Raw genomic sequence first — 11,868 nt, 5'->3', positions numbered from 1 at the left:
GAGATTACATCTGCAGGGCGAGAGCGAAGGGCAGCACGCTGCCGGCGCCGTGTCGACGCAGTTCGCGGCCCGCGACCGTGATGGTCCATCGGCTGTCGACGAGATCGTCGACGAGCAGCACCGGTCGGCCGTCGAGGGCGTCGAGCCGTTCGGACAGCTGCTCTCCCACGGCGAAACGCTGCCACACCGACGAGAGCCGGTAGACGCTGTTGCCGCCGGGCGCGCCGTCGGGGCCCCCGCCGGCCAGATCGAGTGATCCGAGGTGGGGGAGCCTGCCCAGCTGCGACAGTCCATCGGCGATCGAGCGCACGAGAACGGGCCGTCGCCTCGACGGCATGCTGACGATGGCTGCGGGGCGCTCGCTCCACGGCCATTCGCCCAGCACGCGTGCGCAGGCCTGAACGAGCGCGGGACTCGCCGCCTCGTCGGGCGATCCCGCAGCGAAGAGCTGCCGCAGCGTTCCGCCCCAGCCGAGGTCGGTGAGCCGGGCCAGCGCTCGACCCGGTTCGACGCGCTCGTCGACGGCGATGCGCCCCTTCACGGAGACTCCACGCTCCGACGCGCCGGTGGGCCACTGCGTGCGTGGCTCGATGACCGCGCCGACCCGCTGCAGAGCGGCTTCGGCCGTGACCTGGTCACCCGATGCGACCGAGCTGTCGTACCAGGCGCTCGTGCAGTTGTCGCAGCGTCCGCACGGCGCCGCGGTCGGATCGTCGAGGGCGCGCTGCAGGAATTCCATGCGGCACCCGGTGGTCGTCTCGTAGTCGAGCATCGACTGCTGCTCGGCCACCCGTTCGGCGGCGATGCGCTGGTACCGCTCGGCGTCGTAGACCCAGGGCAGGCCCGTCGAGCGCCATCCGCCCTGCACCTTCGACACCGCGCCATCGACGTCGAGCACTTTGAGCAGCAGCTCGAGAGGGGTTCTGCGCAGGTCGACGAGCGCCTCGAGCGCGGGGGTCGACAGTGGCCCGGACTCTGCGTCGAGCGCGTCGAGCACGGCGCGGGCGCGCCTGTCGTCGGGCATGGATGCCGTGGCGAAGTAGTGCCAGATCTCCGGGTCTTCTCTGCCGGGCAGCAGGAGCACGTCGGCATTCGCCGTGGCGCGGCCGGCGCGGCCGACCTGCTGGTAGTACGCCACGGGTGACGACGGAGCGCCGAGGTGGATGACGAAACCGAGGTCGGGCTTGTCGAACCCCATTCCGAGCGCGCTCGTCGCCACGAGCGCCTTGACCTCGTTGTTCTTCAACTTCGCCTCGGCGGCCTCGCGATCGGCCGGATCGGTGCGACCGGTGTAGGCCAGCACCTCATGGCCCGCCTCCCGGAGAAGCCGCGCCGTGTCTTCGGCGGCCGACACCGTGAGCGCGTAGATGATGCCACTGCCCTGCATCTGGTCGAGATGCGTCAGCAGCCAGCCGAGCCTGGCCTTCGCGTCGGGCAGCCTCAGGGCGCCCAGCCGCAGCGACGCGCGGGCGAGCGGCCCCCTGATAGTGACGACCGCATTGGCGTCGGCGCCCTGCGCGTCGACGCTCAGCTGCTCGGCCACGTCGGCGACCACCCGGGAGTTCGCCGTCGCCGTCGTGGCGAGCACCGGCACGCCCGGGGGAAGCTCGGCGATCAGCGTGCGAAGCCTGCGGTAGTCGGGGCGGAAGTCGTGGCCCCAGTCGGAGATGCAGTGCGCCTCGTCGACGACGAGCAGGCCGGTGCGCCGCACGAGCTCGGGCAGCTGCTCGTCTCGGAAGCGGGGGTTGTTGAGCCGTTCGGGCGACACCAGCAGAACATCGATCTCGTTGCGGGCGAGCCGCTCCTTGATCGATTCCCACTCGTGGGTGTTCGCGGAGTTGAGGCTCGCGGCCGTGACTCCAGCCCGAGCGGCGGCGGCCACCTGGTCGCGCATGAGTGCGAGCAGGGGAGACACGAGGATGGTGGGACCGGCACCACGCTGCCGCAGCAGCAGCGTGGCGATGAAGTAGACGGCCGACTTGCCCCACCCGGTGCGCTGCACGACGAGCGCTCGGCTGCGGTCGCTGACGAGGGCGTCGATCGCCTCGGCCTGACCCTCATGGAACTCGGCGTCGGGCCGACCGACCAGGGAGCGCAGAATGTCGGTCGCGGTCTGGGCGGGTTCGGATGTCGTCATGACTCGAGCCTGCCATCGACCGCCGACGCCCGGCGACCGTGCACGCATCCCGGGGTGAAAAGGGGTAACCTCCCCCCTGTGCAGAACCGACCGCTGACCCACCTCGTCGCGGTGTTCCTCGGTGGAGTGCTCGGCAGCGGTCTGCGACTCGGCCTCGATACGGTGCTCCCGCACTCCGACGAGCAGTTCCCCCTCAGCACGCTGCTCATCAACGTGGTCGGCTCCTTCGTTCTGGGCTGGCTCACGGGCGGCCTCTTCGCTCGGGGCGCGTCGTCGGTTCTGAAGGCGGCCCTCGGCCCCGGCCTGCTCGGGTCGTTCACGACGTTCTCGGCCGTGATCCTGGCGCTGGTGCTCCTGACCGTCTCTACACCGCCCCAGGTGGTTCTCGCCGTCGTGTATCTGGTGGTCACCCTGGTTCTGGGCCTCGGCGCCTCGTTCCTCGGCATTCGACTGGGAGAACGGTCACGCAAAAGGGTCGCCGAATGACGCCCCTCCTCGCCCTCGTCGTGGTGCTCTCCGGGGGTCTCGCGGCGGTCGTGCGCTATGCCGTGAGCACCTGGGTTGCCTCGCGCCCATCCTCGTCGCGCCTCCGTCGCTTTCCGTGGGCGGTGCTCGTCGTCAACGGCGTCGGGTCGGCGCTCGCGGGCTGTGCAGCCGGCCTCGCCTCGACCCTGGCGCTGTCGACCGACGTGCGCCTGGTGCTCATCACCGGGGTTGCCGGCGGCCTCACCACCTTCAGTACCTTCAGCGTCGAGACGGTGGCTCTGATTCGAGACGGGCGCAGTGGCGTGGCCGCCCTGTCGTGCCTGCTCAATCTCTCGGTCGGTCTGGCGCTCGCGGTCGGAGGCTACGCGCTGGGAGTGCTGCTCTCGTCGTGAGCGGGAGCACGCACGAATCTCACCCACAGCCAGACGGCGACGCAGACCGCGGCGAAGACCAGTGACAGCAGCGCGATCAGGATGATGCCCGCGCCGCCGCCGAGTCCGCCGAGCGCCGAAGAGAGCACGCCCGCGAGCAACGTGAATCCGGCCAGCGCGAGGACGAGCCACACGAGCCGCCGCCAGCGCAGGATCTGCCGCCCGGGAAGGTCGGCGATCGGAAGAAGCAGGAAGGCGGCGCCGCCCAGGGAGGCGAGCGCAACGGTGTTCACGAACTCCGCGACGAAGGCGGCGACCGTTCCGGCACTCGCCGAGAAGGAACCGGAGATGAGCAGGGCGGTGACGCCGATCACCAGGAGAGACCCGATCTGGAGTGCCGCCAGGCGCCCCTGTGCGCGTCGCGAGGCAGGCGCTGTCAGGGCGAGGCCGAAGACGATGCCGAAGACCAGCGCGGGATCGAGGTCGAGGGTGCGCGAGAGCACGGTCGCACCCACCGAGACCAGAAGGTAGATCGGGCGAAGCCGGATGTCGACGGATACGTCGAAGACCCAGCGTGCGAGCAGCCGGGGAACCAGGACGGCGACCGCGTTCACCGCGACGATTCCGAGGGCGACGGCCACGAGCAGGCGCAGATAGGCCGGCTCGTCGGCCACCGGCGCGCTGAGAACGGTGATGGTCGCGGTCGCGACCAGGGCGAAGGCGCCCGTGACACGCGTGTTCCACGACAGCGCCGGGGCGGACTCGAACTCCTGGTGACGGGAGCGGTTGCGACCCGTGAGTCGCGCACTCCTCGAGCCGGCCGCGGACGGCGCCGAACGCAGCCCGCGCAGGGTTCCGGCGAGAAGCCGTGCGGGCACGGCGAGGAGCGCGACCATCGCCAGCCCGATTCCGAAGGCCAGGGTCCAGTCGATGGCCCCGGCGCTTCCGAATGCCGGCTTCATGCCCGCGCTGAACCGTGTCGCGGCCGACCACCCGCCCGGCGTGACGGCTGTCGGAGCCTGGGCCGACGCATCCGGCTGGGCCTGCGGCTGCTCGGGGGTCGCCGCCGGCAGATCGCCGTCGGCGGGGGTCGGCGGCGCCGTGGATGTCGGCGCGGGCTCGGGCGCCGACGAGCTCGGCTGAGGCGTCGGTGCGGGCGTCGCGGTCGCGGCGGTGCCGAAGGCCACCGAGACCCGGGCGCTCTCCGTGCTGATGTTGCCGGCCGCGTCCTGCTGGATGGCCGACACCTCATAGTTGCCGATGTCGATCGCGGCCGAGGTGCATGACCAGCGACCGGCCGTCACGACGGCCTGGCACAGGGAATGCGGGCCGGCGAACAGGGTCACCGTCGCCCCGTCCTCGCCGGTTCCGGAGAAGGTCGCGCCGGTCGCCGGAACAGGGCTCGCGGGAATGGTCACTGCCGGTGGGGCGGGTGCGTCGACATCGATGGTGAGCTCGGTCGGTGCGCTGGATGCCGACGAGCGGCCGCCGCTCCAGGGCGCGACCTGGCTGGCGGTCAGCTGATAGCTTCCGCTGGTGGTGCCGGCGGGCAGGGCGCAGAACCACGAGCCGGTGGAATCGACCGTCGCGGTGCACGACACCCCGCCGACCGTCGCTGTCACCGTCGCGCCCGGAAGCCCGGAGCCCATGACGGTTCCGCTCGACACCGTTCCGCCGCCGCCGGGCCCGGCCGTGGGCGCGTTCAGCACGGAGATCTGCACGCTCGTCTCCGACGTCTGACCGTCGACGGTCTGCACGGCGCGCACGGTGACCGACGAGGTGGACTCGATGGTGACGTCGCACGTCCACACGCCCGAGGGGTTCGCGACGACGCTGCAGAGGGGCTGGCCACCCGCCTCCGAATACAGGTCGATGCCCGCCGACGGCTCGGCGGTGCCTCTGAACGTGATGGCCTCGCCCACGAGCTCGGATGCCGCGGGCCGCTCGATCACGGGCGTGGCGATCGCGACGGTGGAGTCGGGTGACGGGGTGGGCGTCGGGTCGGTCTCGGTCGCCGATGCGGAGAGACCCGGTGCGACGAGCACGGCCAGAACGATGCCCAGGATGGCGCCGGCGGTCGCCACGACGGCAGCACGGCGGCGCGTTGCTGCGGCGTGTGGTGTTGCCGGCACGAAGAGAGTCACGTACCTCCCATTTAGGGGCCTTTGCGACTCGAAGTCAAACATTTCACACGCCCGAAACAGTCTGCGGGCCATACTGGGCGGGAGTGGGACGATCGACCCACTCGGGAGGGCGAGCCGCGATGACCAGGATGTCGGCACAGGACCGTCGAGTCGAGCTCGTCGCCGCAGCCTTCCGGGTCGTCGCCGCCCGGGGCGTGGCGGCGGCCAGCGTTCGGGCGATCTGCCAGGAGGCGGGAATGGCCCTCGCGAGCTTCCACTACGCGTTCGAGTCTCGAGACGCGCTCATGGCCGAGCTGGTGAACGTGGTCGTCGAGGCCGAGCGAGGGGCCATGCTGCCGCCGCTCGCTCCGGGGGAGTCCTTTCGCGACACCGTCAGACTCGGGCTCGAGCGGTACCTCCAGCACCTGCGCTCCGATCCGCACAGAGAGAAGGCCATGCTCGAACTGACCCAGTACGCCTTGCGCACGCCCGCACTCGAGGCGGTCGCCTCCCGGCAGTACGAGCGCTACCACGCCCTGGCAGAAGACGCCCTTGCCACCGCGGCAGAGCTCTGGAATGTGACCTTGACGATGCCGATCGTCGATGTCGCCCGCATCCTCGTGGTGGTCACAGACGGCGTCACCCTCTCGTGGCTCGTCACTCGGGACGACGAGGCGGCCGCACGGGCGCTCGACTTCGCGGCCGATTCTGTCGCGGGTCTGGCGGTCGCCGCATGAGCGTGTTCGCCGAACCCGTCCGTCGGGTCGGGGGAGGCTGGATCGCCCTCTTCGCTGCCGCCTGGCTCGGCGTCTGGATGGCCCAGCTCACGCCGGTGCAGCTGCTGCTGCCCGTGCAGATCGAGCAGCGCCTGGGGGCTGCGTCGTGGGTGGACAACGTGGTCGCCTTCGGGGTGATCTCGGGAATCGCCGGTGTCGCGGCCTTCATCACCTTCCCCGTCACGGGACTTCTCTCCGACCGCACGACCTCGCGCTTCGGCAGGCGGCGCCCGTGGATCGCCGGCGGCGCACTGCTGTTCGCCGTCTCGCTGCTGCTTCTGGGCCTGCAGGAGGGCTTCGTCGGCATGGGCGTCTTCTGGACCCTCTCGATCATCGGCTTCTGCGTCCTCACCGCGGCGCTCACGGCCACGATCTCCGACCGGGTTCCCGTGGGCCAGCGCGGCTTCGTGTCGGGGTGGATCTCTGCTCCGCAGGCGATCGGCACGATCCTCGGCCTTGTCCTCGTGCTCACCCTGTTCACCGGTCAGTTCGGGGGATACGCCGCGATGGCGGTGCTGCTCGTCGTCCTGGTCGCGCCGTTCCTGATCTTCGGCCGCGACGAGGTGCTGACCCGCGAGGCCGCACGGAGCGTGCCGCGCGGGCGGTTGATCGACGAACTGTGGATCAGTCCCCGCCAGTACCCGGACTTCGGCTGGACCCTGCTCGGCCGCATCCTCGTCAACACGGGCAATGCGCTCGGCACGACGCTGCTGCTGTACTTCCTCATGTACGGCCTGGACGACGAGAACGCCGAAGACGACCTGATCGTGCTCACCCTGATCTACATGGTCTTCGTGGTGCTCTCCTCGCTCGGCGCCGGCGCCCTCAGCGATCGGCTGGGCCGTCGGCGCATCTTCGTGTTCGTGTCGTCGACGCTGCAGGCGGTGGCCGCGTTGCTGCTCGCCTTCGTGCCGGAGCTGTCTGTCGCCATGATCGCCGCCGGGCTGCTGGGCGCCGGCTACGGATGCTTCCTCAGCGTCGACCAGGCGCTCGCGACGCAGGTGCTGCCCGACCCCGCGACCCGGGGAAAGGACCTCGGCATCATGAACATCGCGACGGCCGTGCCGCAGGCCATGGCGCCCCTGCTCGGAGCCGCCGTGGTCGCCTGGCTCGGCGGCTTCCAGGGACTCTTCATCCTGTCCGCGCTCTTCGCCTTCGGCGGCGCCCTCGCCGTCGCCCGAATCAGATCCGTGAGGTAAGTACCGTGATCCCTCCTCTCCTCCGCCCCGACACCGAGCCCTGGCGCACGCCGTCGAGCTGGTGGCCGCGCCTGGCCGCGGCCACGGCGCACCTCGAGACCCCGCTCGCCGCCGTCGGCCTCGAGGCGTTCTCGCACAATGCCTACGACATGCTCGACAGGGCCGCCGGAACGACCATCCGTGTCGCATCCAAATCGGTGCGCATCCGGTCTCTGGTCGATGCCGTGCTCGCGCTCGACGGATACGCGGGGGTGCTGGCATATACGCTTCCCGAGGCGCTCTGGCTGGCCGAGACGATCGACGACGTCGTCGTGGGCTATCCGAGCGTCGACGTCACGGCGATGCGCGAGCTCGCCTCGAGCCCGGAGCTCGCCTCGCGGGTGACGCTGATGATCGACTCGCTCGACCACCTCGACTTCATCGACGAGGTCGCGCCGCCCGGCACGCGTGAGGATCTTCGGCTCTGCCTCGAGATCGACATGTCGTTCGTCACGCGGCCGCTCGGTCATGTCGGAGTGTGGAGATCCCCGGTGCGCGAGGTCGCCCAGGCCCGGCGCCTGGCAGAGGCCATCGAGCGACGCCCCGGCTTCACGCTCGTGGGCATCATGGGCTACGAGGCGCAGATCGCCGGCGTCGGCAACAGGCCGAGGGGCAATCCGGCGCGCGCCGTCGTGCTCGATTGGATGCAGACGCATTCTGTCGCGGAACTCACCGACAGGCGCGGAGCCATCGTCGAGGCGGTGGGGCGCGTCTCGCCGCTGGAGTTCGTCAACGGCGGAGGCACCGGCTCGCTCGAGAGCACATCGGCGGATGCGTCGGTGACGGAGATCGCGGCCGGCTCCGGCCTGCTGGGCGGTCACCTCTTCGACACGTACTCCCGATTCCGGCCCGCCCCCGCGGCCGCGTTCGCGCTGTCGGTGGTGCGCAAGCCGACGCCGAAGATGGCGACGCTCCTCGGGGGCGGCTGGATCGCATCCGGACCGCCGCAGAAGGACAGGACCCCCGAGATCGTCTGGCCGGAGGGGCTCGAGCTGCAGGCCCGCGAGATGGCCGGCGAGGTGCAGTCGCCCCTGTCGGGCGCGGCCGCCGCCGAGCTGCGGATCGGCGACCGGGCGTGGCTGCGGCACACGAAGTCGGGTGAACTCGCGGAGCACGTGGCGGAGGTGGCGATCGTGTCGGGCGACGAGGTGGTCGCGATGGTTCCGAGCTACCGAGGAGAAGGGAAGGCGTTCCTGTGAGCGCAAGCGGCGCCGTGTGGCGCAACTGGGGTCGCACCGAGGCCGTGCGCCCGAAGCGTGTCGAGCGGCCGACGAGCGCGGGCGCCGTGCAGCGGGCCGTGATCGCCGCGGCGCGCTCGGGGCTCACCATCAAGGCGGTCGGAGCGGGGCACAGCTTCACCGGCATCGCTGTCGCTCCCGGGGTGCAGCTCGACCTGGATGCCCTCACCGGGCTGGTCGGAGTCGACACCGATCGCAAGCGGGTCACCCTGGCCGCCGGCACGCGGCTCTTCGACATCCCCCGCCTCCTCGAACCCCTCGGCCTCGCGATGCCGAACCTCGGCGACATAGACCGGCAGAGCATCAGCGGGGCGATCTCGACCGGAACGCACGGAACGGGCTCCGAGTTCACCGGCATCGCCGGCCAGGTTCGCGGCGCCGTGATCGTCACGGGCGACGGGGAGCTGCTCCGCGTCTCCGACACCGAGAACGCCGAGCTGCTGCCGGCCGTGGCACTCGGACTCGGCGCCCTGGGCATCCTCGTCGAGGTCACTCTCCAGTGCGTCGACGCGTTCGCCCTGCACGCTCGCGAGGTGCCGTTGCCCCTCGGCGGTCTCCTCGACGTCGCACCGACGTCGCTCGGATCACTTGCCGAGCGCGTCGAGGCGAGCGATCACTTCGAGTTCTACTGGTTTCCGCACACCCGCACGGCGGTCACGAAGACGAACACGCGCCTGCCGGCCACGGGAGAACTGCGGCCCCTGACACCCCTGGCCCGCTTCACCGAGGACGTGGCGCTGACGAACGGTGTCTACCGGGCCACCTGCGCGGCGGCCGTCGCTCTGCCCGGCATCATTCCCCGGGTCAACGGCATGGCGGAACGCCTGATGGGCAACCGCGAGTTCTCCGATCGCTCGCATCGCGTCTTCGCCACGCGGCGCACCGTGCGCTTCCGCGAGATGGAGTACGCGATCCCGGCCGAGTCGGTTCCGGATGCGCTGCGCGACGTGATGCGGCTCATCGACGACCGCGGCTGGCGGATCTCGTTCCCCGTCGAGGTGCGCTTCGCCCGCTCCGACGACCTGTGGATGTCGACGGCCTACGGCAGGGAGAGCGGCTACATCGCCGTGCACCGCTACTACCGCGAGGACCCGACCGAGTACTTCTCAGCGGTCGAGGAGATCATGCTCGGCTACGGCGGGCGCCCGCACTGGGGCAAGATGCATACGAGGGACTCGACAGCGCTCCGCGACATGTATCCGCGCTACGACGACTTCCTCGCCGTGCGCGATCGCCTCGATCCGCAGCGCGTCTTCGCGAACCCCTACCTGAATCGAGTACTCGGAGAATGACGTCGAAGGCCACACGCTTCCCGAGCGCGGAGACGCTCGCCGCCGAACTCCCTCGTGACTTCGTGCTGGGTGTGGCCACGAGCGCATTCCAGATCGAGGGGGCGACGAGGGAGGGCGGGCGCGGGGCGTCGACGTGGGATGCGTTCATGCACCAGCCCGGCCGTATCCGGGGCGGAGCGACCGCGGATGTCGCGACCGATCACATCCATCGCCTCGACGAGGACGTCGACCTCGTGCGCGACCTCGGTGTCGACTCCTATCGGTTCTCGATCTCGTGGCCCCGGGTGCAGCCCGGCGGATCGGGCCGGTTGAACGACCAGGGCGTGGCCTTCTACGACCGCCTCATCGATCGGCTGCTGGCCGACGGGATCAGCCCGATGGCCACCCTCTTCCACTGGGACACGCCGATCGAGCTGCCCGGGGGCTGGCTGTCTCGAGACACCGCGCAGAGGTTCGGCGAGCTCGCCTTCCTGCTGGGAGAGCGCTTCGGCGACAGGGTCGACCACTGGGTCACCGTGAACGAGCCCGCCACCGTGATGCTCAACGGATACGCCCTGGGCATCCACGCGCCGGGGGAGACGCTGCTTTTCGACGCGCTGCCTGTCGCGCACAACCTCCTGCTCGGCCATGGCTACGCCGTCGAGGGCCTCCGGGGCGCGGATGTGAAGGGTCTCGTGGGCATCACCAACGTGCACACGCCCACCTCCGGCGCGACCGCGTCAGACGAGGACACCGCCTTCGCGGGGCTGTTCGACCTGCTGCACAACCGCATCTTCGCCGACCCCATGCTCCTGGGCCGGTACCCGCAACCGCAGGACGAATTCGCGGCAGTCTTGAAGCCGCTCCTCGAGGTCGACTCCCGCGATCTCGACATCATCTCGCAGCCCCTCGACTTCTACGGGCTCAACTACTACTTCCCCACGCGCATAGCCGCGGGGGCGGGCCGCGCCGTGTCGCCCGACGGAGACGCGGCCGCGATGACCTCGCTGCCGTTCCACCTCGCACCCTGGCCGGAGTTCGCGACCACCGGATTCGGCTGGCCGATCGCTCCCGAGTTCCTCGAGACCACGCTCGCGGAGATGGCAGAGAGGTACGGGTCCGCCCTGCCGCCGGTGTTCATCACCGAAGGGGGCGCCAGCTTCTCCGAGTCCGTCGTGCTCGACGAGCGCACGGGGGAACGGGTCGTCGCCGACCCGAGACGCATCGACTATCTGGCCCGGCACCTGGAGTCCGCCCTGCGGGCCACCGCGCCCGGGGGGCCGGCGGCATCCGTCGATCTGCGGGGCTACTTCGTCTGGAGCCTTCTCGACAACTTCGAGTGGGCGGCGGGCTACAGCCAGCGCTTCGGCCTGGTGCACGTCGACTTCGCCACCCAGGAGCGCACACCCAAGGACTCGTACCGCTGGCTGCAGGCGCTGGCCGGCAACCGCAGACGGTAGACGCCTAGGCTTACGGGCATGTCGCCCCGCCTCCGCGCCCCCCGCCGCCTGCGCGACCGCGCCGGAGTCTGGATCGGCGACTACGCCTACGCGCTCGCGGCCGAACGCCGCAACGCGCAGGCGCGGCCCGATCCGGTGCCGTTCGAGACGGGATCGGGCAGACCCGTCCTCCTCGTGCCCGGCGTCTACGAGAAGTGGGAGTACCTGCTCCCCGTCGCGGAGGCACTGCACGAGCAGGGGCATCCGTGCTTCATCGTGCCCGGACTGCAGCGAAACAGCATCCCGATTCCCCAGGCCGCCAGGATGGCCGGTGCCGTGCTGCGCGAGCGCGACCTCACCGACGTGGTGATCGTGGCGCACAGCAAGGGCGGGCTCATCGGCAAGCATGTGCTCGCCTTCGACGATCCGGATGGGCGGGTCGCGGGGGTGGTCGCGATCGCGTCGCCCTTCCAGGGCTCGACCCTCTCACGGCTGCCGCTCACGAGGCCGCTTCGCGAGTTCGCGCCGGGGCAGGGGAGCATCGCCGCGCTCGCGGCGGAGAAGGCGATCAACGAGCACATCATCTCGATCTACCCGTACTACGACACCCACATCCCGAGCGGCAGCGAGCTCGCCGGTGCGACGAACATCGCCCTGCCTCTCAGCGGTCATTTCCGCGTGCTCGCCGAGCCCTCGGTCATAGCGGAGGTGCTGCGCGCCGTTGCATCCCTGCCGCAGGCGGAGCAACGCCCCTGATCAGGGATGATCTCTGGGAGCTTGCTCCACAGC

Annotated in this window: 10 protein-coding genes; 8 read left to right on the top strand and 2 right to left on the bottom strand. The window is 70.4% G+C overall.

Translation table 11 applies throughout. The features are described 5' to 3' along the window. Positions 1 to 4: 4 nt before the first annotated feature. Positions 5 to 2,137 (bottom strand): RecQ family ATP-dependent DNA helicase, encoded by a 2,133-nt coding sequence (locus tag ASF51_RS12645; RefSeq protein WP_055930098.1) that lies wholly within the window; start codon positions 2,135 to 2,137, stop codon positions 5 to 7. Positions 2,138 to 2,215: 78 nt separating this feature from the next. Here ASF51_RS12645 and ASF51_RS12640 point away from each other — a divergent pair, with 78 nt between their 5' ends. Further along, a complete protein-coding gene (locus tag ASF51_RS12640) occupies positions 2,216 to 2,623 on the top strand; it encodes a CrcB family protein (protein WP_055930096.1) in 408 nt (135 codons plus the stop codon). Next, entirely contained in the window at positions 2,620 to 3,015 is a 396-nt protein-coding gene (locus ASF51_RS12635; protein WP_055930092.1) for a CrcB family protein, read from the top strand. Before ASF51_RS12640 ends, ASF51_RS12635 begins: the two co-directional genes overlap by 4 nt. Here the strand turns inward: ASF51_RS12635 and ASF51_RS12630 are convergent. Continuing rightward, complete coding sequence (locus tag ASF51_RS12630) at positions 2,985 to 5,126, bottom strand: Ig-like domain-containing protein (protein WP_162236959.1); 2,142 nt, start codon at positions 5,124 to 5,126, stop codon at positions 2,985 to 2,987. The two genes, ASF51_RS12635 and ASF51_RS12630, sit on opposite strands and share 31 nt — an antisense overlap. A gap of 131 nt (positions 5,127 to 5,257) precedes the next feature. On the opposite strand from ASF51_RS12630, the gene ASF51_RS19350 reads away from it, so the two are divergent. The 6 genes from ASF51_RS19350 to ASF51_RS12600 are packed head-to-tail and all read left to right on the top strand — an operon-like array spanning position 5,258 to position 11,835. Beyond that, a complete protein-coding gene (locus ASF51_RS19350) occupies positions 5,258 to 5,854 on the top strand; it encodes a TetR/AcrR family transcriptional regulator (protein WP_162236958.1) in 597 nt (198 codons plus the stop codon). Next, on the top strand, positions 5,851 to 7,092 hold the full coding sequence (locus ASF51_RS12620) for an MFS transporter (protein ID WP_055930083.1): 1,242 nt from the start codon (positions 5,851 to 5,853) through the stop codon (positions 7,090 to 7,092). The genes ASF51_RS19350 and ASF51_RS12620 overlap by 4 nt, the downstream gene beginning before the upstream one ends. 5 nt (positions 7,093 to 7,097) lie before the next feature. Further along, entirely contained in the window at positions 7,098 to 8,330 is a 1,233-nt protein-coding gene (locus ASF51_RS12615; RefSeq protein WP_055930080.1) for an alanine racemase, read from the top strand. Then, positions 8,327 to 9,661, top strand: a complete 1,335-nt coding sequence (locus ASF51_RS12610) for a D-arabinono-1,4-lactone oxidase (protein ID WP_055930076.1) — start codon at positions 8,327 to 8,329, stop codon at positions 9,659 to 9,661. The genes ASF51_RS12615 and ASF51_RS12610 overlap by 4 nt, the downstream gene beginning before the upstream one ends. Beyond that, entirely contained in the window at positions 9,658 to 11,100 is a 1,443-nt protein-coding gene (locus tag ASF51_RS12605) for a GH1 family beta-glucosidase (protein ID WP_055930073.1), read from the top strand. Before ASF51_RS12610 ends, ASF51_RS12605 begins: the two co-directional genes overlap by 4 nt. A gap of 18 nt (positions 11,101 to 11,118) precedes the next feature. Further along, positions 11,119 to 11,835 carry a triacylglycerol lipase gene (locus ASF51_RS12600; protein WP_055930071.1) on the top strand — a complete coding sequence of 239 codons (717 nt, stop codon included), beginning with the start codon at positions 11,119 to 11,121 and terminating at the stop codon, positions 11,833 to 11,835. Positions 11,836 to 11,868 lie beyond the last annotated feature (33 nt).

Source organism: Agreia sp. Leaf283 (assembly GCF_001422485.1).
In the GTDB taxonomy this organism is placed as follows: domain Bacteria; phylum Actinomycetota; class Actinomycetes; order Actinomycetales; family Microbacteriaceae; genus Agreia.
The sequence above is the reverse complement of the archived record's forward strand: the minus strand, read 5'-3'. Positions and strand labels throughout refer to the sequence as shown.